This is a genomic window from Allorhizobium ampelinum S4 (assembly GCF_000016285.1).
GTDB lineage: Bacteria > Pseudomonadota > Alphaproteobacteria > Rhizobiales > Rhizobiaceae > Allorhizobium > Allorhizobium ampelinum.
Genome location: NC_011988.1, coordinates 394,225 through 415,286, shown reverse-complemented (window position 1 = coordinate 415,286; position 21,062 = coordinate 394,225). Strand labels below are relative to the sequence as shown.

Here is a 21,062-nt window from a genome sequence, read left to right as displayed (position 1 = left end):
CCCTATTCAATCAGGGATGATGAGAGAGCACGCTCGCCAGTTTTACCCCGGAAAGACAAGAATGCCTGATATCGCCGAACAGGAAGCCGCCCAGGAGGCGCAGCCGTCCAACGCCATGTCGGAGGAAGACAAGCAGGATATCGGCGAGCGAGGGTCCGGGTCGGCCAAGGTGGTTCATGAAGTCGTTCGCCTGCAAGGCGACGAGGAATTGGGCCGCCCGCTTCAGTCCCTGCTTTTTTCAGGCTTCGCTGCCGGCGTGGCTATCTGTGCATCGCTGCTGGCGGAAGCCTTTCTGCACGTGCGACTACCCGACACGCCGTGGCGGGAGTTGGTTGTTTACCTTGGCTATACCGTCGGCTTCGTGATCGTCATTCTGGGCAATCTGCAACTGTTTACCGAAACGACCGTTACCGCCGTACTTCCTATCGCCGCCCACCCGACACGTCGCAACTTTTATCGGCTTCTTCGCCTATGGGTGACGGTGCTGGCGGCCAATCTGCTCGGAACATTTTTCATCGCGGTGCTGATGGAGAACCAGCTCATTATCGGCGCCGAACAACGCGAGGCGGTCCTGGATATCTCCAGAGCAATCCTCGGGCATGATTTTGCAACGACATTGCTGCTTGCCGCCCCGGCAGGCTTTCTGATTGCCTCTATCGCGTGGATTCTCCCCAATGCCAAAGGCAATGAGTTCTGGGTCATCGTGATGATTACCTATACGGTTGCGCTCGGCGGGTTCAGCCATGTCGTCGCCGGGTCCGGGGAGGCGTGGCTGCTGATGTTGGCGGGCGAAACAAACGTCTGGGGCGCTGTTGGCGGCTTTATTCTTCCGACGCTGATCGGCAATATCATCGGCGGCACCGGACTGTTTGCCGTTGTCGCCCATTGCCAGGTTCGCGATGAACTCAAGCCGGACTGATGTGGAAATCCGTTTTCAGGCTGGCAGACGCATTTCGCTTGGAAGATCCTGGGGGGAAAACAGCGCATTGTGAAGCTGGTTGAGCGCGATGGCCACCGCGCCAACCAAGGTGGCGCGGGACGCAAGCGTGCTCGCCTCAAGCGAAATGCTGCTGCGAGTCGAGGTTGCCAGCGCCTCCTTGACCATGCGCACCATCAACGGATTGCGACCGACATTGCCACCGAGAATGATCTTACCCGGATCGAGCATGGCGTGAACCGAAACCACCAGCAAAGCCGCCAGCCGCGCTGTTTCCTGCACGGTTGCCAGCGCCTTTGCGTCGCCCTTTTCAGCCGCTTCAAGAATATCGCGAACCGTCATACCGCCGTCTCCAGGGTTGCCATAGCGCTCCAGAATGCCACGGGCGCCAATGGCGCATTCGAGCGCGCCGCGCTCCAGACTTTCCGAGTTGTAGGGATCGGCTCCGAACGGCAGATAGCCGATTTCGCCTGCCGCTCCTTTAGCCCCGCGCATCAACTTGCCGTTGAAAAGGACGCCAAGGCCAATACCGGTTCCCAGCGACACGAACGCAACCGAATCGAGACCGATGCCGCTGCCTTTCCAGCTTTCGCCAATCACCGCCGCATTGACATCGTTTTCGATGATGACATCGCAGCGGAAAATGCCCTGCAAGGCCTTGATCACATCGAGACTGCCAATTTCTGACAGGTTCGGCGCAAGCGAAAGCCGACCGGTTTCAGGATCGATGACGCCAGGCATGGCCACAGCGGCCAACAGAACCTTGCTGCGGGAAACCCTCGCCTTTTTAAGCGACGCTTCGACAACGCCGCTGACATGCGCCAGAAGGGCCTCCCCACCATGCTCTCCGGCCGACTTTTCGACTTCATGGACAATCGTTCCGGCAATATCGGCAATCGCCACCCGAATGGTCGTTGCACCGATATCCATACCGATGACAAAACCCGCATCCGGGGCGACTTCATAGGTCACGGCACTGCGCCCGACCTTGCCGGACACGATTCCCTTGACTCGAACCCAGCCTGCCGTCTCAAGCGTGCGTATGACCTCGGACATGGTCTGTTTCGATAGGCCAGTCTTTTTTGCCAGATCCGCCCGCGAGGTCGGGCCTTGGTGCAGAAGGATGTCCATAGCGGCGCGAACGGAGATCTGGCGTAACATCGGCGGTGTGCTCGTCCAGAGATTCATCCGCAATCACCTCATCCTATCGACAACAGGCATGTTGAAATATTGATGGCACGTATCGCACGACCGGGTCACGGACGCAAATAGTTCGTCCCCATGACGAATTATCTCGCCTTGCCACAATTCGTCCTCACCCCGTTGATACGCGAGAACAAGAGCACGATCAATGCCACCGCAAATTGCCGGAGGAAAATGCAACCTGCACCAGCATAGGATTTTTTTATCGCCGCGATCGAGTTCCCCGTGTTCAAGACTTTTCTTGTCTTTCAAGCTTCTTTTGCGCGCAAAAAAATCGATAACACTTTATAGATGTTGGATATTTTGCCACTATCCGATTCCGGTTTCGCTTGTAATATGATAAGAGACACTGGTATTATGAGTTAGAATAGACGTCCGGGAGGGACATGTGACGATCCAAACTTTGCCTGCTAAAGCACATCTCGATTGGCTTTCCGATCCCAAGGTCTTTGCCGTCGGGCGGCTGCCTGCCCATTCCGACCATATCGTCTATCCCGATGAAGCCTCCGCCAAGGCGGGTTCTGCCTCGCCGCTTCGCCAGAGCCTTGATGGCACCTGGAAGTTCCTCTCCGCCATATCAGCCGCTGAGCGCCCGGAAGGTTTCCACCATCACGATTTCGACCGCAGCGGCTTCGGCGACATCACCGTACCCGGTGCCATGCAATTGCAAGGCCATGGCCGCCCGCAATATGTCAACACCCAATATCCCTGGGACGGCCATGAGGCGCTGGCGCTTGGGCAAGCCGCCGAGGCCAACCGAGTCGGCTGCTATGCGAGGACTTTCCAGCTTGACCCCGCCCTTGCCGGACAGCGGATCATCCTCACTTTCGACGGTGTCGAGACCGCCTTCTATGTCTGGCTGAATGGCCGTTTTATCGGCTATGCCGAAGACAGTTTCACGCCCTCACGCTTCGATATTACCGACGCGCTGATTGACGGCGATAACCTGCTGGCCGTTGAGGTCTATCATCGGTCTTCCGGTGCCTGGCTTGAGGATCAGGATTTCTGGCGTCTGTCGGGCATCATGCGGCCTGTCCGGTTGGAGGCCTGGCGGAGCCTGCATATCCGCGATCTATTCGTCACCACCGATCTTGCCGATGATTTCAACAGTGGCTCCCTGCGCTTGCGGCTGGCCCTCGACTTGGCGGAAGAGAGCCCTGGCAGTCTTGCCGTGACGCTCTACGATCCCAAGGGTGAAACCGTCCTAACAACGTCCTTCGATGCCGCAGCCGAAATGGATATTGCCCTGCCCGTCACCGCCCCGCTGCTGTGGAGCGCTGAGGCGCCGCATCTCTATCGCCTGCTGCTGGTCGTAAAGGACAGCAAGGGCGCGACGATCGAGGCCGTGCCGCAGCCGGTCGGCTTCCGTCGGTTTGAAATGCGCGATGGGGTGATGCGTCTCAATGGCCAGCGCATCGTTTTCCGTGGCATCAACAGGCATGATTTCCATCCACGCCGGGGACGCGCCCTGACAGTTGAGGACATGCTCTGGGATGTGCTGTTCTTCAAGCGCAACAATATCAATGCGGTGCGCACCAGCCATTACCCAAACCGCAGCGAGTTCTACGCGCTCTGCGACCAGCACGGCCTCTATGTCATCGACGAGGCCAATCTGGAAACTCACGGCACATGGTCGGTCGAGACGCTGGACCCGGACAAAGTCCTGCCCGGCGACCGCGACGAATGGCGACCCGCCGTGCTCGACCGTGCCGCCAATATGCTGGAACGCGACAAGAACCATCCTTGCGTGCTGATCTGGTCTTGCGGCAATGAGAGCTATGGCGGCAGCGTGATTGCCGATATGGCCGATTGGTTTAGGGACCGCGATCCCTCGCGCCTCGTCCATTACGAAGGCGTGTTCCACGACCGCCGCTTTGATGCGCGCTCCAGCGACATGGAAAGCCGGATGTATGCGCGCCCGCAGGACATCGAGGATTTTCTGCGCAGCAATCCATCCAAGCCCTTCGTGTCCTGCGAATATACCCATGCGATGGGCAATTCCTGCGGCGGCATGCATCTCTATACCGACCTCACCTATCGTTATGATCAGTGCCAGGGCGGCTTTATCTGGGAATATATCGAACAGGCTCTCTACGGCACCCGCCCGGATGGCAGCGAAGGCCTGCTATTTGGCGGCGATTTTGGCGACCGGCCAACCGATTACAGCTTCTGCTGCGACGGCATTATCACCGCTGACCGGCAATTGACCCCGAAAGTCCAGGAAATCAAGGCGCTTTACCAGCCTGTCCGGCTGATCCCGGACGCGCACGGCGTCAAAGTCATCAATGACAACCTGTTCTTGAACCTCGACGCTTTCTATCTGTCCTATCACCTGCTGAAGGATGGTGTCGCGGTGGACGAAGGGCGAGCCGATATTGCGCTTTCAGCCCAGGAACAAACCTATCTGCGGCTGTCCATACCCGTCACGCAGCAGCCGGGCGAATATGCCCTGCAATGCTCCCTGCGTGAACGCCATGACCGCGCATGGGCACCGGCTGACCACGAAGTGGCGTTTGGCGAACACGTCTGGACGGTGGCAGGTGAAAAACCGAACCCGGTTTCCCTCCCCCTCACCCGCGCCGAAGGCAGCTATAATCTCGGCATTTCCGATGGCCACAGCCGCACCTTGTTCTGCCGTCGCTTTGGCGGGCCGGTGTCGCTGGTCAATGCGGCGGGCGTGGAATTCCTGGAACGGCCACCCCTGCCGATCTTCTGGCGCGCGCCGACCGACAATGACCGGGGCGCTGGCTTCGGCTTCAAATTCGGCAGCTGGCGGCGGGCAAGCCTCGACCAGAAACAAGCTTCCTATGCCTATCGTGACGGCGGGGCCGATTATCGCTTTGCCCTGCCTGATAGCAGCATGCAGGCCACGGTGTCCTACCGCTATGAGGAGGACGGGGCGATTGCCGTCACCGCCCATTGGCCGGGCGATGCCAGCCTGCCGTCGCTACCGCTGTTCGGCCTGACGATTCCCATGCCAGCAACCTTTAACCGCTTCCGTTATTATGGACTTGGACCGGAGGAAAATCACATCGACCGCGCCCATGGCGCACGGCTTGGCATTTACCAGCGCGCGGTGGCCGACAATGTCACGCCCTATGTCATCCCGCAGGAATCCGGCAACCGAACCGGCGTGCGCTGGGCAGAACTGTTCGACGCTGAGGGCAACACACTGCGCTTCGAGGCGGTGGATATGCCGTTCGAGCTGGGCGTTTCGCCTTATACGGCTTTCCAGCTGGAAGCCGCCGCCCGGCCCTATGACCTGCCGCCAGCCAACCGTACCATTGTCACGCTGATGGCCCGGCAGATGGGCGTCGGTGGCGACGATAGCTGGGGCGCGCTGCCGCATCCTCAATACATGATCGAGCCGGGTGAGCCTCTGACGCTCACCTTCAGGATGAGGGTGATGGGGTGAGAAAGGGCAATTCGATCTCCCGATAGGATGGCAACACTGCCTCACTGACCCTGCCTGCCCGCACGATCACCCGGTCGGTTTGCGGGCGGGCAATGACCTGGTCCATGCTCCAGGCCTCAAAGATCATCAGATCCGCCGGACGCCCGGCCCCGATGGTTCCAGTGGAAAAACCGGTCATCGCGGCGGGTTGGGTGGTCGCCAGTGCCACGGCATCGTCATAGGGATGGTCGAGATGCAGAATGCGCACCGATTGGCGCCAGGTATCGACCATATCATGATCGCCATAGGCAAAAAACGGATCGCGGCAATTGTCACCAGCAACCGCGACGCGGATACCGGCGGCGCGCAGCTCCTTGACAGGCGTAACACCACGCCAACGCGGGGTTATACCCTGCGCCCGGCCCTGCAAATACATATTGACGGTCGGAAGCGTGACGATAGACAGTCCGGCATCGGCCAGAAGCGCGATCCGCTCGCGGATTTCCGTCTCGCTGAACAAAGCCAGCGAACAGCAATGGCCGCAGGTAACGCGACCCTCATAGCCGTGGCGGATGGCAGCGCGGGCCACATGCGGCAAGGCATCGGCCTTTTCAGCTTCATCCACATGCAGGTCGATATCGAGATCACGCTCGCGGGCCAGCAGAAAAAGGCTGTCGAGCAAGGCATCGATATCATCAAGCCCGGTGCCATTTTTCCCGATACCATGAGTGCCACCCGAGGCGCGCGTTACCCCGCCCAATAGCCCGCCCTGACGCGCGATCAGGTCGGCAAGCTGCTTCCCATGGTCGGTGCGATAGGCATCCAGCGGCACGAGGCCGACCGCCTGCAACGCAATGCGCCCCGACCAACGGGCCTGCACCTCATCAAATGCCGCCCAGGTGGTTTCCGCCTGCCCCGCATGGCTATCGAGATGGGTGCGGAGCGCGGCAACGCCGTGCGCATCCGCGCAGGCAAGACCGAATTCCATCCGCCGGACCAGATCGTCGTGACGCCAATGGGCCTGCCGGTCAGCTGTCGTCGCCGCACGAGCGCTGGGATGCGTGCCATCGGAGGCTGGTGCCCGGCTGATCGTATGGCCCTTGTCGAGATGGACATGCATGTCGATCATCAACGGCCAGAGATGGCGGCCTTCCAGATCGATGCCACCGCCGGTCACCCCGCTTGCCGCTGGCAGCACGGCTGCAACACGTCCGTCGTCCAGCAGGATATCCACCAGAGCACAGCCGTCGCGGTCGAGAGCGCTGTCCGGCGGCACACCGTCCGCAAGACAGACCGTTGGCACGCGGGCCTGACGGATAACAATGCGGCCATGGCCGGTAAAGCTGGTACGTGCCAGCGTGCGGACGGAACTGTCAATCATGATCGATCTCGATAGGGCATAAGCCGAATTTCAAGGTGTGGGGGGGACGGCGACATCATCGGACACCGCCGTCAGCGGCTGTCTTCCACCATGCGCAGCCGTTCCTGGGCGTAGTGCATGAAATGGCTGGCAGCAGGAGAGAGCGAACCGCGCGCCCGGTGAAGAATGTTCAGCCTTTGCAGTCCGGCAGACCCGGTCAGCGGAAGAAAGACCAGTTCTCCGCTTTGCAGTTCGCGGTCCACATCAACGCGATTGAGAAAAGTGACATGCGGTGCGCCATGCACCAGCCGCTTCATCAGTTCCATGGAATTGGTCTCGACAACAGGCGTCAATTGCGCCTGGGCTGGCGTCAGGTTTTCAACCACCTCCCGCAGCGACAGGCTCTTGTCAGCCAGCACCAGCGGATAGATCAGGCAATCGGCAATTCGCACCGTCTTGCGCGTCGCCAACGGATGGTCGGGCGCAACCACAGCGCCAAGCGGATGCATGAATTCCGCCGCACGCTGCAAGCGATTATCCTCCGGCAGATTATAGGCAAGCGCCAGATCGGCGGCTCCTGAAGCGACCATGTCGCAAACCGCGGCGCGATCCCCGACCTTGATGCGCAGGCTGACCTGCGGAATATCGGCACGGTAAGCAGCAATAATGTCGGCAAGCCTGCCCGCCGCCAGCGTTGCCATGGTGGCAATCACCACCTCGCCTCGGCTAAGGCCACGCAGGGCCTTGATCTGCACCCGCATTGTATCATGCGCTTTCAGCGTCTCGCGGATATGGGCAATCAGGATTTCGCCGGAACTGGTCAGCTTCAACCCGCGCGACAACCGCTCGAAAATCGGTGCATCCAATTCCTGTTCCAGGTCAAGGATATAGCGATTGATGGCGGAGGCAGCGACATTCAGTGTCTTTGCCGCCTTGCGGATCGAGCCCTGCCGGGCGACTTCGTCGATATAGCGCAAAGCGCGGCCATGAAGCATCAGCGTTCCCGTCGCGCGACAGGGGCGGTTGCCCCTGTCCGCTGTCTGTCTGGCCACGATGGCATCATGGCGCGCCGGGTTCAACATCATTTCCGGGCGAAGTTGGCGTTGATGCGCTGCGTCAGGTAATCACCGGCAGTGATCGCCTCATATTTGCCAAGCGGACCCTGCATGACCGCATCGCGATTGGCCTGGCAGAAGAAGGGAAGCGAAAGGCGGCGGCCCAGATATTCGCCAGGACGCGGCATGCGGACACGGTGAAGCGTCGATTGTAGCTGGTCATCGGACCAGCGCATCAGCATGTCACCGATATTGCAGGTGATATAGCCGTTTTTCGGCGGCACATCCGTCCACTCGCCGGAGGCCGCATCCTTGCCGGGGCAGACCTGCAAGCCACCCTCGCCTTCCTTTTGGTGTAGGATGGTCAGGCAATCGAAATCGGAATGCGCACCGGCCCGCCAGAACTCGAAATCCTCCGGCTTGGCATGTTCCATCGACATGTAATGGATCAGCCGCTGCGTCGATTGGTACTCACTGGATGCCGGATCATGCGCCTTGGTGAAGAAGTCCTCGGCAAAGCCCATCTTGAGGGCAAAGCAGGAGAGAATGCGCATGCCGAGCTCCCAATTCTGCCGCTCGAAGCGCAGCATCTTCTCCTTGAAATCAGGCAGTTCTTCTTCGCTCGGCCACAGTCCACCCATCATCGGGCGGGTAATCTGATAGCTTTCCTTGTTATCCGGCGTGCCGGTGGAAGGGCGCACCTGCGCCTTGAATTCCCATCCGGCATTGGTTCCCTTTGGCATCGGATACTGGGCCTTGATGTCCGCTGGCAATTCGAAAAAGGACCAGGCTGTCTCAAAAGCCGCATCGATATCCTGCTGCGGAATGCCGTGATTATAGACCTGGAAAAACCCGATACCAACCGAGGCCTCCCACAATTGATCGGCGATCTCTGCCTTGCGATTGTCGAAATCGGCGAGATCAATGACAGGCACGTCGCGCTCGACGGTCTTGCCGATGCCGCCAATGGTGGTTTCCTTGTTCAATTCGGCAAGGCTGTAGCTTTGCATGGTCATGGCAGTCTCCTTGAGGTTGAGCCGGATACCGGCCGTTGAGGAGCAATGTCCGGGCATGCCCGACTGCTTCTACTCCGAAAAGAATGGGGGATTTTTCCCCGGCAAAAGGTTTCAGCTGTTCTTCGGCAGGCTCCAGGGAAACAGCAATTTCTGTACAAGCAGCACCGCCTGAAACAGGATGAGCGACAAGGCTGCCAGCACGAACAATCCGGCCCAGGCCTGGGGCAGTTTGAACAGCGATGTCGAAAACTGGATGAAATAGCCGACACCCGCCTCCGATGCGCAGAATTCCGCAACCACAGCGCCAATCACCGCCAGCGTGATCGAGATTTTCAGCGCCGAAAAGATGTAAGGCACGGCAAAGGGCAGCCTGATCTGGGTGATCTCCCGAAAGGCGGGCGCTCGTAGGCTTCTGGACAGTTCGATCAATTCCGGCGGCGTTGCCGCAAGCCCGGTCGCCGTCGAAACGACCAGCGGAAAGAAGGTGATGAGACAGGTGATCACCACCCGTGGCGCATCGCCCGCCCCCAGCACGACGATGATGATTGGTGCCACTGCCACAACCGGCGTTGACTGGATGACGACCAGCAACGGATAAAGCGTCTTTGACAGAAGCGGCGAGCGCATCATGACGATGGCCAGCGGAATGGCGATGGCAATCGACAACACATAGCCGATCATCGCCACCCGCAGTGTCGCCCACAGATGCAGGCCCCAGCGGTCGATCCCGATGGACGAAAACGCATTGAAGATCGACGATGGCGACGGCAGGAGATAGGACGGGACGGCAAACAGCCGCACGGCCAATTCCCAAAACACAATCACACCCGCCAGCGAGACAAGGGCTGCAAGGCCCGGCAGGCCCATGAGCTTGGAGACAGTGTTGCGCAACGGCAGGCGCTGGCGCGTTCCAGCCACCGGCTCAGGCCGCCTGTCGCTTGAGGAGGAGGTCGCGGAGATAAGCGGTAAGGTCATGAATGGCTCTCTCGTTGGCTGTTTCGGGACCACGTGGCCGACCGACTGGCACGACAATATCGGTCAGCACCGTGCCGGGACGGCCAGTCATCACCAGCACGCGGTCGGCCAGCAGCGCCGCCTCGTTGACGGAATGGGTGATGAACACCACCGTCTTCGGACGTTCGGTAAAAATCCGCAGCAGATCAAAGCCCATCACCTCGCGGGTCAGCGCATCAAGCGCCGAAAACGGCTCGTCCATCAAAAGGATATCCGGGTCCATCAGCAAGGCCCGCGCAATACCAACCCGCTGCTGCATGCCGCCGGACAATTCATCGGGAAGCCGGGACGCAAACCCCTCCAGCCCGACCATCCGCAACAACTCGCCTGCCCGCTGCCGTTCCTCGGCGCTCACCCTGCCGCGCTTGTGGCGAGCCGGAAACAGCACATTATCCTCGACTGTCGCCCAGGGCAGCAGTGTCGGCTTCTGGAAAACGATGCCGATATCGTCGCGTGGTTCGGTCACCGGATGACCGAACACCTGGAGCGAACCACTGCTGGGCGCAAGCAGACCGGCAATCATCCGCAACAAGGTGGATTTGCCGCAACCAGACGGGCCGAGAATGGCTAGGAATTCGTGCCGCGCCACCTCGAAGCTGACATCGCGCAGCGCTTCCGTTTGTCCTGAGCGGGTCGAAAAGACCTGACCAAGCCGCTCAAAGCGGATTGCGGGTATCGTCATGCTCTTCACTCCGTCGGAATGAAGCTGCGGTTGACCACCGTTTCCGGGTCAAGCTTGGCCGGATCGATGGCTTGGGCGGCGGCAACCCGGCGCCAGGTTTCCGTCAGGCGCTTGGGCTCGAACACGCCCAAGCCATCCTTGTCCGTGACCTCATTGAAAATCAGCGGCAGCGTGTCATTGATCGATCCCTTGACGTCTTCCGACCCCAGTTCCGGCACCACACTGGTGACGGAGGTGACGGCGGCATCAGGATTGGCGCGGGTGAATTGCACCGACTTCTTGTAGGCGTCGATGAAACGTTTGGCGACATCCGGGCGCTTGGCCAGGAAATCCTCGCTGGCAATCAACGAGGCCGAATAAAGCTCAAGCCCGGCAGCCGACCACGGCAGCGCGACGATTTCTTTGCCAGCCTGGCGGGCCTGGTTGGAATAGCGGGTGAAATCCGTCATCCAGGCAATGATGCCATCGGCATTGCCGGTCATCAGCATCGGACCGAGCGCACCGGGATCGGCCTTGATCAGCTTGATCGCCGCCGGATCGATGGACTGGTCCTTCAGCACCAGCGGCAGATAGACATTGGACGAGGTAAACGGCGATGTGGCGATGGTCTTGCCCTTGACGTCGGCAACACTGGCGATTGAGCCACCCTTGATGACATAGAAGGCGTGTGGTCCCTTGTTGAACACCGATAGGACACCAATAACCTTCACGCCTTCATTGGCGCGGGCCGCCATCAAGGCGCCGATATCCGAAACACCAATATCGGAAGATCCTGCCGCCAGTTTCGAAATCGCCTCGGTCGAGCCTCGACCCGAGGCAATCGTCACATCCAGCCCCGCGTCCCGACAGAAGCCCTGATGGATACAGACATAAATCGGCGCTTTGTCGCCACCGGGCAGCCAGTCCAGTTGGAACGTAACCTTGTCGGCGGCAAGGGCAGTCCCGGAGAAAAGGCCAAGAGTGAACAGCGTGGACGCAAGCTTACGACGAAACATGGGACATTTCTCCAAGGCTCAGTGTTCGATTTTCAAGGACGGCTGACGAGGGGAAGCGTGAACTTGGCAGGCGTGCGATGGCGCACCCCGCGTCCAAAAGACAGGGTTGTGACGGTGGTTTTTCGATAATTGGTGACAAGAACAGCGGCATGAAGGCATCTCTTCGACAGGGTTCGCCGTCGAGCAATGCCCAGAGCCTCAGGCTCAGACCGCTTCTACTCGTGCTCAAACCATTTCACGCAAGCGCGGATTCTGCAAGAGTTTTAAACAATGCATGAAACTGCATATAAAATAGGCGAAACCCGACTGTGTCGCTGACAGCCTCTCGGTCCGCACACGCCGATCCTTATATTTCAACAGGCTGCGGCACGAACTTGCCGCAGGCGAAAAACCGGCATCGGTCAAAAAATAAGCGCTCTAATAAATAGAACACAACAAGCGGAAAATTCTTATTGCATCCCCTCGAAATCCAGCCGCAAACCGGTCTGCGCATCATAAAGATGCACGGTCTGCGGATCGATCCGGACACCCAGCCGGTCGCCGGAGCGAAGGCCGCGACCGCCCGAAACGACAATGGTCAATTCCGGCTCGGTTCTGGTCGTCACATAGGTTGACGATCCCGTCGATTCGACCAGCGCCACCTCGACGTCGAACGCGCCTTCGCCGGGAGCCGTCAGCGACAGGTGTTCCGGCCTCAGGCCAAGGGTTAGTGGCTGGCCTGCCGCAAGGCCATCAGTCATTCCGGCGGCAAATCTCAGAATCTCCGCCTTCCCGACAAAATCAAGTTCCAGACCAAGCCCATCCGGCGAGACCCGCGCAGGAATGAAATTCATCGCCGGAGAGCCGATAAAACCGGCAACGAAACGGTTTGCAGGCCGGTCGTAAAGGTCCAGAGGTCGGCCCTGCTGCTCTATGACGCCATCGCGCATCACCACGACATGATCGGCCATGGTCATCGCCTCGACTTGGTCGTGGGTGACATAGACAGAGGTCGCCTTCAACCGGTCATGCAGCAGCCGGATCTCTTTTCGCATATGCACCCGCAGGGAGGCATCGAGATTGGACAGCGGCTCGTCGAACAGGAAGGCCTTGGGATTGCGGATGATCGCCCTGCTCATGGCAACGCGCTGGCGCTGACCGCCGGACAATTCACGCGGATAGCGTTTCAACAGCGGCATCAGGCCAGTTGTTGTCGCCACTGCCTCGGCGGCCTGGCGCGCCTCCGCCTTGCCTATACCCTTTATCCGCAGGCTATAGGTCAGATTTTCCTCAACCGTCATATGCGGATAGAGCGCGTAGGACTGGAACACCATGGCAATGTCGCGCTTGCGGGGCGGCACATTGGTCATCAAGTTGCCAGCGATCTTCATTTCGCCAGCGGAAATCTTCTCCAACCCGGCCAGCGACCGCAACAGTGTGGACTTGCCGCAGCCGGATGGGCCAACCAGGGCGACGAAACTGCCCTTTTCGATGGCGAGATTGATATTCTTCAGGGCATGGAAAGCGCCGTAATGCTTGTTGACGCCGTTCAATTCGATCTGGATGGTCATTTCAGGGCTCCCGAAGTGAGGCCGGAGACGATGCGGCGCTGTAAAAGAACGAAAATGGCGAGGATCGGCGTCACATAGATCGAGGCATAGGCCATGATCCCGTTCCATTCATTGGTATTGGGGCCCATGAAACTGTTCAGCCCGACGCTGGCCGGTTGCAGGTCCACCGATTGGATCATTGATTTGGAATAGACGAATTCGCCAAAGGCTTGCATGAAGATCAGGATGGCGCTGACGAGAATGCCATTGCGGGCCAGCGGCAGGACGATGCTGAAAAACGCCCCGATCCTCGAATTGCCATCGACCATGGCTGCTTCCTCCAGCTCGATCGGCACCGTCATGAAGCTGGAACGCACCAGAACCACGAAGAACGGCATGCTTTTCGCCGCCACCGCCAGCATCACGGCAAAGCGCGGCGTATTCAGCAGGCCAAGCTGCGAAAAGCCGACGAAGATCGGGGTAATCATCAGCGATGCCGGAAGAACCTGGAGCATCAGGATCAGGAACAGCCCGGCATCGACCCAGCCATTGCGATAGCGCGCCAGCACATAGGCGCAGCCGGTGCCGAGAACGCAGATAATGCTGACCGAACCCAGGGCGATCACGGTCGAATTCCACAGATATCGGCCCATATTTCGGCTTTGCCAGACATCGCTATAGACGCCCCATTGCGGATCGTCAGGCCAGAAATGCGGCGGGGTGGCAAACATCGCCGAGCCGGTTTTCAGTGCCGTGACATACATCCAGTAGAGCGGGAAGAGATAGATCGCCGCCATGACGAGGGCGATGGCAAGCATCAGGCGGTTACGAACTGTTTCGCTCATCCTCGCACCTCATGACGTGTAGAGCGGACATAGACGAGCGATGCCAGAAGCACGAAAACGGTCATGATCACGGACACGGTCGCACCCTTGGCGAAGTCATATTGCCGGAAAGACAGGTCCCAGGCCCAATATTGCGCCACATTCGAGGCATTGGCCGGTCCGCCGGAGGTAATGGCGGCAAACAGATCAAATTGCTGCAAGGTAAAGATCAACCCCAGCGACACGAGCGCACCGATAGACGAGCGCATCATCGGCAGGGTGATGGTGTAGAACCGTTGCAGCACGGTGGCGCCATCCAGTTGCGCCGCTTCATGGAGATCCTTGGGGATGCCTGATAGCCCGACCGACAGCAGGATCATGTTAAAGGACGTGCCAAGCCAGATATTGGCGATAATCACCGCCCACAGCGCATAGGCAGGATCGGACCGCCAGAAGATATTGGCGCTGATCAGCCCGGTTTCGCGCAGCATGTAATTGAACACGCCGAAATCACCTGAGAGGATCCAGTTCCAGGTCGCGCCGACGACGAGGCCGGGCATGATCCAGGACACCAGGAACAGGCCGCGCAGCCAGGAAGAACCGGGAAATCCCACCCCGAAAAACAGCGCCAGACCAAAGCCCAGAAGGAATTGCCCGGCAATCGATGCCACAACAAAAATCGCCGTATTAATAAAAATAGGCAGGGTTTCGGGCTGCGCCATCAAGTCGATATAGTTCTGAAAACCGACAAAGGGACGGGAGAAGGTTCCAAGGCTGAACATATCAACCTCCTGAAAGCTCATCACGATATTATAGAGCAGCGGCAGACCCGACATGAACAGCAGAAAGGCCAGCGGCACCCCGGCAAGACCGAAGTCAAAGCCACGCCCATCGACAATACTCGACATGATCCGTTTCATGAGACCTCTTTCTCCATTCGGAGCGCCGTCCAGGGGCCACATTCTCACAGGAGACATGCAGCCCCGGCCGGGAGGAAAGGATAGTCATGCCACCCGGATTTTAAGCGAATGGCATGAACGTGAGATGGTCTTGACGTTCAACCCAGGGCGGCTTTGATCTTCTTTTGCGCCTGGTCCAGCGCATCCTTGGGCGTCATCTGGCCAGTCAGGGCCGCCTGGATGGCATCCTGGATCGCCTTGGATATTTTTGGCCATGCCGGATGCGGCCCGCGCGGCTTGGCATATTTCATTTGCTCGAGGAAAACTTGCAGCGCCGCATCCTTCAGGGGCGAACCCGATGGCGGAATGGCGATATCGGACCGGGCCGGTAGCTGTCCGAAATTCTTGAACATGTCCTTGTCCTGCGAGGCAAAGAACTCCAGCGCCTTGAAGGCTTCCGCCGGATGCTTGGTGCTGGAAAAGATCGCCCAGTTGAAGTCACCCATGCCCGACGACCGTTCAGCACCCGGACTTGGCACCGGCAACAGAGCGACACCCCAGTCGAATTTGGCCTCTTTCAGCATCCGGTCCAGCTCCCAAGGACCCGAAATCGCCATGGCGGCATTGCCGGAATTAAACGTGCCGGTCGAATCCCACTGGCCGCGCGTTAGCGTATCCGGCGAGGCCAGTTTTTCGGTCATGATGGTTTTCCAGGTCTCCAGCGCCTTTACCGCGCCCGGAGCATTGATATGGTCATAACCGCCGCCACCCATCTGCGCCCAGGGCAGGAATTGGAACGTTCCCTCTTCACTGGCCTTGGCGGAAAACGCGAGGCCGTAGACATTCTTGGCCGGGTCGTTCAGCTTGCGGGCAGCGGCCAGAAGTTCGTCCCAGGTCTGCGGTGGCTTGAGTGGATCGAGACCCTTAGCCTTGAACATATCGCGGTTATAGTAGAGCGCGATGGTGTTGGTGGCTTTCGGCACGCCGAAATAGCGGTCTTTCCAGGTCACAGACGCCAACGGCCCCGGAAAATAGTTCGCGGGCTTGATCACATCCGACTTGGCGATCATGTCGGTAAGATCAAGGAAGGCGCCCCGTGAGGCAAACAGCGCATGTTCCGGATTATCGACCGCAATGATATCTGGCGCCTGACCGGTTGAATAGGCGCGCATCGCTTCCGTCACGACATCGTCGAACTGAAGGAGCCGATACTCGATCTTGATGCCATTGTTGAGCGCGTTGAATTGCTTGACCAGATTGGGTGCCGGCTGGATATCCTTGTCGAGCGACCAGAGATTGAGTGTCACGTCGTCCGCCCGGGCGGTCGATGCAAGCGGGCAAGCCGTGGCAAGAGCCAGCACAGCGATCAAGGCACGTCTGTTGATGATCATGGGTTTCCTCCTCCGTTTCTATATCGTCCTCCAATCGCCCGGCACCTCCATGCCGGACGATCTCGAGACCTCATGCTATTTCAGCGAGGGATCGCCTCCGCCATAAGCTGCCATCTCGTCGATAAAATCGCCGCCACGCGCCTGTTTCAGATGGTTTAGGGCATGCACCTGACCGGTCATTTCCAAGGCATCGCGGTAGACCGGATCGTGCCAGCCTTCGATATCGATAGAGCCGCTATAGCCAGCCAGCCGTAATTCGCTGATCACATTCGTCCAATTGCTGTCGCCAAAGCCCGGTGTGCGCATGAACACGAACGGCTCCTTGCCGAAAATGCCGTGTTCACGAATAACGTCCCAGCGAATGGTGGCGTCCTTGCCATGCACGTGGAAAATCTTGGATGCCCATTTGCGGATCTGCGGCAGGGGATCAATCAGATAGACCATCTGATGGCAGGGTTCCCATTCAAGGCCGATATTGTCATCAGGCGTCTCGTTGAACATCAATTCCCAGGCGTCGGGGTTATGGGCGATATTCCAGTCGCCGCTCTGCCAATTGCCGTCCATGGCGCAGTTTTCAAAGGCGATGCGAATGCCCTTGTCGGCAGCGCGCTTGGCCAGTTCGCTCCAGATTTCGCGGTAGCGTGGCAGGCTGTCGGTCAGCACCTTGCCCCGCAGTCGCCCGGTAAAACCGGCAACGCAACTCGCACCGAAATGATGGGCATTATCGATACATTGTTTCCAGCCCTCCAGCGTTTCGAGGTCGATGTCGGTTTCCTCAAGCGGATTGCCGAACATGCCCAGCGTCGAAATGGTAATATCGCGGTCGCCGATGGCATCGACGCAGCGCTTGCCAAGTTCGGCAAGGTTCTGGCCCTTGGTGGTCTGCCAGAAAAACGGCTCAAAACTTTCAAAGCCAAGACCGGCGATTTCCCGGATGCGGGTGGCCGCATCGCCGTTATTGCCGCTGATCATGGTGCCGATACGAATGGATTTTGCAGGATTGCTCACAGTCATGGTCCCTTATAGCGAAGCTGAAATGTCGATACGCTTGCCGCTCTTGGCGCTTTCGATGGCGGCAAACACCATGGCAAGACTGTTGATATTGTCGAAACCGGCAGTCTCAGGCGGCTCGCCACCGGCAACCGCTGCAATGAAGCTTTCCAGCACGCTGGCATGGCCATGCGTCTCAGCTGGCGCAACGTCATCAGAAACGTTTACGGTCGTATATCCACGTAACAGGCTGGGCTCGTCTGCGGCAATGGAGGCCTCAAACGCCTCTTCTCCGTCCCAGGTCAGCATGCCTTTGCTGCCGACCAGCCGCCACGCACTTTCCCAACTGGTCCTGCGCCCTTCAGCGCACCAGGAGCCGCGATAGGTGAAGACCACGTCGTCCGTGAACTCGAAGATCGCATTGGCGCTGGCGCCATGGGCATACCAGGAACCATGCGGATTGCGCTCCACGCAATAGGCCGCCAGCGGCTGACGATTGGCAATGAAGCGCGCCGCATCGAAGGTGTGAATTGCCATGTCGAGCAGCAGGACATGCTCCATCTCATCCCGGAACCCGCCGAAATGCGGCGCCAGGAAGAAATCGCAATGCACCGCCGTCAACTCGCCGATGGCGCCGCTGTCCAGGAATTGCCGCATCCGGCGAACCCCTTGAACGAAGCGGCGGTTCTGCACGACGGCGTGGATACGCCCGGTCTCCGTGGCAAGCTTAATCAGGGCCTTCGCCTCTTGCAGCGTATTGGCCATGGGCTTTTCGCTGAGCACGTGGCATCCGGCCTTCAACGCGGTGGAGACGATATCGAAGCGGGCAGCCGGGATGACGACATCGAAGACCAGATCGGCTGCCGTCCGCTCAAGAACATCCGCAAGACTACTGCCCGTCACCGCACCTTCCAGACCGAATTCCTGTGCAAGGGACTCGGCTGCCGAGATGTTGACGTCAACGAGCCCGACGACAGAAATTCGTTCGGCAAGCGAGGGCGTGTCGGCAATGGCCCGAAGCCAGCCTTTGGCCATAGCTCCGCACCCGCATAAAACGGCTTTGAATTGCAAGATATCCTCCCTTGCATCCCATCCGGTCGCTATCGCGCCAGACATGGTTCCAGTTTCCGGTAGACCGAACCAGCAAACGCTCTTCCGGCAACCTCCCGCCGCGCAAACTCCTCTTTGCATCGGCTTCCGTAAACGTTTACGATACTAATCGCGGTTTTTGTCTCATGTCAATACGCGGCCTGGTTATTGTGCCCGGCGACACGATAAACCGCTTCAAGCTCAAGGGAAAAACCGATTCCTGCTTGCGAAATTTTGCAGTACACCGGACAAGGCAGGGCATGGAATTTACAACCGGCCTGCTCATCTTAGAGCATGTCGCGCAAAAGTGTGCAGCGGTTTTGCGGTAACGACATGCGTAAAAACAAAAACTTAAAGCGTGTTGCTTGAGGCTGATAAGCCGCAACACGCTTTAGCGCCTTTTGGTGAGGTGGCTTCAGGGAGAAAGTATCTGGCATGAAGGGCATACATCAGCTTGCAAAACATCTCGACATCTCTATCGGGACCGTGTCGCGCGCGCTGAATGGACGCCCCGACGTCAACGCGGAAACGCGACGGCGGGTACTGGAGGCCGCTGAGGAACTGGGCTATGTCGCCAATCAGTCGGGCCGCAGCCTGCGCAAGGGGTCAACCAACGTCATCGGACTGATGATCGAGTCCGGCAAGGACAATGCCGACAACAGCGACAACTTCTTTTTCGGCGTCATGGACGGTTTGCAGACGGTGTTTGCCCGGCACAATCTCGACCTCGTCCTGCTCCCCTGCCCTGCCGACGAAGACCCCCTGGAATATCTTCAGCGCATGGTGGCCCGCCGCCTGGTCGATGCGATGATCATTTCGGCTACGCAGAGGGTCGATAAGCGTATTGATCTGTTGATCAAAACCAAAATACCCTTTGTAACCTTGGGGCGCAGCACGTCGGGCGGCAGCCATACCTGGATCGACCTCGATTTTGCCGGTGTCGCCAATTCCGCCGTGGATCGACTGGTGTCGAAAGGTCACCGTCGCATCGCCATCGCCGCCCCCTGCACTGATATCAACCTCGGCACCGTGTTTACCGACGCCTATCAGGCCGCGCTGGAGCGCAACGGCCTGGCCTTCGATCCGGCCTTGGTGCTGCGGGCGAAATCCAGCGAAAGCGGCGGCTATAGCGTGGGCAGCGAGCTGCTGGCGCTCGATCCGCGCCCGACCGCCATCATCCTGATTTACGAACTCATGGCGATCGGCCTCTACAGGCGGCTGGCTGAGGCCGGCGTCATCCCCGGCCGGGACATGGCCGTCATCGGGTTTCGTGAAGCGCCCCGCGCCCGGTTTCTGCAACCCGCTCTGACCTGCTACCGCCTTTCCCTGGAGGATCTCGGGGTGGAACTGGCCGAAACCTTGCTCGCCTCAATGCCGGATTATGCGGAAACATACAGAACCCATGCCCGCAATCGCCTCTGGCCACTAGAACTGGTTCCGGGCGAAAGCGATGCCTTCGACCTGCTGACATAGACCTGCCATAAGACTGTGCCTTGAGATCATCCTTGACCGTGCCGCAAAAATCCTCCCCGCCTCGCTGGAATTACGCTTGAAATTGCTAAGTTAGCAGCGGCCAGGGGCATGTTCTCTCTCGAATTGGCCTTGGCCGTTGACATACTCTACAACCTCAATAGATTTTGAAGTCTTAGGGGTTAAGGAGATCGCAATGTCCCGTTTTCGTACCGTGAAGATCATTGCCACGCTGGCGATAGCCGCAAGCCTCGCCATGCCCGCTGTTGCGGCCAATGTGACATTGCTCAACGTCAGCTACGACCCGACGCGCGAGCTGTACAAGGATTTCAATCCGGCATTCGCCGCCTATTGGAAGCAAAAGACCGGCGACAGCGTTTCTGTGAGAATGTCGCATGGCGGTTCGGGCGCCCAGGCCCGCTCGGTGATCGACGGTCTTGAGGCCGACGTGGTGACGCTGGCATTGGAAGCGGATATTTCCGCCATCGCCGAAAAGACCGGCAAGATCCCCGCCGACTGGAAAACCAAACTGCCAAGCAGCAGTTCGCCCTATACATCCACCATCGTCTTCCTGGTGCGCAAGGGCAATCCGAAAGGCATCAAGGACTGGGCCGACCTTACCAAGGACGGGATTGAGGTGATCACCCCCAATCCGAAAACCTCGGGCGGTGCCCGCTGGAACGTGCTGGCCGCTTGGGGCTGGGCGCTGAAAGCCAACAATGGCGATCAGCAGAAGGCCAAGGAATACCTGAGCGCCCTGTTCAAGCATGTGCCAGTGCTGGATACCGGTGCGCGCGGCTCCACTACCACCTTCGTGCAGCGTGGCATCGGCGATGTTCTGCTTGCTTGGGAGAACGAAGCCTTCCTATCGATTGATGAACTCGGCCCTGACAAATTCGACATCATCGTGCCGTCCGTTTCGGTCAAGGCGGAGCCGCCGGTCGCCGTCGTCGAGGGCAATGCCAAAGCCCATGGGACAGAAGCGGTCGCCAAGGCCTATCTCGATTATCTCTATTCCGACGCCGGACAAAAGATCGCTGCCAAGCATTACTATCGCCCTGCAAAGCCTGAATTGGCCGATCCTGCCGACTTGAAGCGGTTCCCGTCGGTTGATCTCGTCACCATCGAGGATTTCGGTGGCTGGGCAAAAGTGCAGCCGCAATTCTTCGCTGATGGTGGCCTGTTCGACCAGATCTACCAGCCCGGAAAGTAAG

General features: G+C 58.9%; 17 protein-coding genes. 4 read left to right on the top strand and 13 right to left on the bottom strand.

The window, feature by feature from the left end; genetic code table 11:
* The first annotated feature begins 61 nt into the window (after positions 1-61).
* Complete coding sequence (locus AVI_RS19140; RefSeq protein WP_139192519.1) at positions 62-919, top strand: formate/nitrite transporter family protein; 858 nt, start codon at positions 62-64, stop codon at positions 917-919.
* A 15-nt stretch (positions 920-934) separates the two neighbouring features.
* On the opposite strand, the gene AVI_RS19135 is transcribed toward AVI_RS19140, so the two are convergent.
* Positions 935-2,125, bottom strand: coding sequence for an ROK family transcriptional regulator (locus AVI_RS19135; protein WP_012653783.1), 1,191 nt, complete (start codon positions 2,123-2,125; stop codon positions 935-937).
* A 403-nt stretch (positions 2,126-2,528) separates the two neighbouring features.
* Here AVI_RS19135 and lacZ point away from each other — a divergent pair, with 403 nt between their 5' ends.
* A complete protein-coding gene (lacZ, locus tag AVI_RS19130; protein WP_012653782.1) occupies positions 2,529-5,555 on the top strand; it encodes a beta-galactosidase, LacZ type in 3,027 nt (1,008 codons plus the stop codon).
* Here the strand turns inward: lacZ and AVI_RS19125 are convergent.
* From AVI_RS19125 to AVI_RS19070, 12 genes are all read right to left on the bottom strand, one after another.
* Positions 5,533-6,915, bottom strand: coding sequence for a cytosine deaminase (locus AVI_RS19125; RefSeq protein WP_012653781.1), 1,383 nt, complete (start codon positions 6,913-6,915; stop codon positions 5,533-5,535). The two genes, lacZ and AVI_RS19125, sit on opposite strands and share 23 nt — an antisense overlap.
* Positions 6,916-6,986: 71 nt before the next feature.
* Complete coding sequence (locus AVI_RS19120) at positions 6,987-7,889, bottom strand: LysR family transcriptional regulator (RefSeq protein WP_012653780.1); 903 nt, start codon at positions 7,887-7,889, stop codon at positions 6,987-6,989.
* Positions 7,890-7,975: 86 nt separating this feature from the next.
* Positions 7,976-8,959 carry an isopenicillin N synthase family dioxygenase gene (locus AVI_RS19115; protein ID WP_012653779.1) on the bottom strand — a complete coding sequence of 328 codons (984 nt, stop codon included), beginning with the start codon at positions 8,957-8,959 and terminating at the stop codon, positions 7,976-7,978.
* A gap of 117 nt (positions 8,960-9,076) precedes the next feature.
* A complete protein-coding gene (locus AVI_RS19110) occupies positions 9,077-9,832 on the bottom strand; it encodes an ABC transporter permease (RefSeq protein ID WP_012653778.1) in 756 nt (251 codons plus the stop codon).
* A 55-nt stretch (positions 9,833-9,887) separates the two neighbouring features.
* Positions 9,888-10,661 (bottom strand): ABC transporter ATP-binding protein, encoded by a 774-nt coding sequence (locus tag AVI_RS19105; RefSeq protein WP_012653777.1) that lies wholly within the window; start codon positions 10,659-10,661, stop codon positions 9,888-9,890.
* Positions 10,662-10,666: 5 nt separating this feature from the next.
* The gene (locus tag AVI_RS19100) at positions 10,667-11,656 is read right to left on the bottom strand and encodes an ABC transporter substrate-binding protein (protein WP_012653776.1); all 990 of its coding nucleotides are present in this window, start codon (positions 11,654-11,656) and stop codon (positions 10,667-10,669) included.
* Positions 11,657-12,105: 449 nt separating this feature from the next.
* Complete coding sequence (locus AVI_RS19095) at positions 12,106-13,206, bottom strand: ABC transporter ATP-binding protein (RefSeq protein ID WP_012653775.1); 1,101 nt, start codon at positions 13,204-13,206, stop codon at positions 12,106-12,108.
* A complete protein-coding gene (locus AVI_RS19090) occupies positions 13,203-14,030 on the bottom strand; it encodes a carbohydrate ABC transporter permease (RefSeq protein WP_012653774.1) in 828 nt (275 codons plus the stop codon). Before AVI_RS19090 ends, AVI_RS19095 begins: the two co-directional genes overlap by 4 nt.
* Entirely contained in the window at positions 14,027-14,929 is a 903-nt protein-coding gene (locus AVI_RS19085) for a carbohydrate ABC transporter permease (RefSeq protein WP_012653773.1), read from the bottom strand. Before AVI_RS19085 ends, AVI_RS19090 begins: the two co-directional genes overlap by 4 nt.
* A gap of 137 nt (positions 14,930-15,066) precedes the next feature.
* Positions 15,067-16,299: an ABC transporter substrate-binding protein gene (locus AVI_RS19080; RefSeq protein ID WP_041698482.1), complete on the bottom strand. Its 1,233-nt coding sequence runs from the start codon at positions 16,297-16,299 to the stop codon at positions 15,067-15,069.
* A 75-nt stretch (positions 16,300-16,374) separates the two neighbouring features.
* On the bottom strand, positions 16,375-17,307 hold the full coding sequence (locus AVI_RS19075) for a sugar phosphate isomerase/epimerase family protein (protein ID WP_041698869.1): 933 nt from the start codon (positions 17,305-17,307) through the stop codon (positions 16,375-16,377).
* A 12-nt stretch (positions 17,308-17,319) separates the two neighbouring features.
* Positions 17,320-18,360, bottom strand: coding sequence for a Gfo/Idh/MocA family protein (locus AVI_RS19070; RefSeq protein ID WP_012653770.1), 1,041 nt, complete (start codon positions 18,358-18,360; stop codon positions 17,320-17,322).
* 453 nt (positions 18,361-18,813) lie between these two features.
* On the opposite strand from AVI_RS19070, the gene AVI_RS19065 reads away from it, so the two are divergent.
* Complete coding sequence (locus AVI_RS19065) at positions 18,814-19,851, top strand: LacI family DNA-binding transcriptional regulator (RefSeq protein ID WP_012653769.1); 1,038 nt, start codon at positions 18,814-18,816, stop codon at positions 19,849-19,851.
* Between the two features lie 193 nt (positions 19,852-20,044).
* Entirely contained in the window at positions 20,045-21,061 is a 1,017-nt protein-coding gene (locus tag AVI_RS19060; protein WP_012653768.1) for a sulfate ABC transporter substrate-binding protein, read from the top strand.
* The last annotated feature ends 1 nt before the right edge of the window (position 21,062 follow it).

Bases quoted from the DNA above. Each gene is read 5' to 3' on its own strand.
- AVI_RS19140 (WP_139192519.1), top strand. From the start codon at position 62: ATGCCTGATATCGCCGAACAGGAAGCCGCCCAGGAGGCGCAGCCGTCC.
- AVI_RS19135 (WP_012653783.1), bottom strand. From the start codon at position 2,125: ATGAATCTCTGGACGAGCACACCGCCGATGTTACGCCAGATCTCCGTT.
- AVI_RS19125 (WP_012653781.1), bottom strand. From the start codon at position 6,915: ATGATTGACAGTTCCGTCCGCACGCTGGCACGTACCAGCTTTACCGGC.
- AVI_RS19120 (WP_012653780.1), bottom strand. From the start codon at position 7,889: ATGCTTCATGGCCGCGCTTTGCGCTATATCGACGAAGTCGCCCGGCAG.
- AVI_RS19115 (WP_012653779.1), bottom strand. From the start codon at position 8,959: ATGCAAAGCTACAGCCTTGCCGAATTGAACAAGGAAACCACCATTGGC.
- AVI_RS19110 (WP_012653778.1), bottom strand. From the start codon at position 9,832: ATGGGCCTGCCGGGCCTTGCAGCCCTTGTCTCGCTGGCGGGTGTGATT.
- AVI_RS19105 (WP_012653777.1), bottom strand. From the start codon at position 10,661: ATGACGATACCCGCAATCCGCTTTGAGCGGCTTGGTCAGGTCTTTTCG.
- AVI_RS19100 (WP_012653776.1), bottom strand. From the start codon at position 11,656: ATGTTTCGTCGTAAGCTTGCGTCCACGCTGTTCACTCTTGGCCTTTTC.
- AVI_RS19095 (WP_012653775.1), bottom strand. From the start codon at position 13,206: ATGACCATCCAGATCGAATTGAACGGCGTCAACAAGCATTACGGCGCT.
- AVI_RS19090 (WP_012653774.1), bottom strand. From the start codon at position 14,030: ATGAGCGAAACAGTTCGTAACCGCCTGATGCTTGCCATCGCCCTCGTC.
- AVI_RS19085 (WP_012653773.1), bottom strand. From the start codon at position 14,929: ATGAAACGGATCATGTCGAGTATTGTCGATGGGCGTGGCTTTGACTTC.
- AVI_RS19080 (WP_041698482.1), bottom strand. From the start codon at position 16,299: ATGATCATCAACAGACGTGCCTTGATCGCTGTGCTGGCTCTTGCCACG.
- AVI_RS19065 (WP_012653769.1), top strand. From the start codon at position 18,814: ATGAAGGGCATACATCAGCTTGCAAAACATCTCGACATCTCTATCGGG.
- AVI_RS19060 (WP_012653768.1), top strand. From the start codon at position 20,045: ATGTCCCGTTTTCGTACCGTGAAGATCATTGCCACGCTGGCGATAGCC.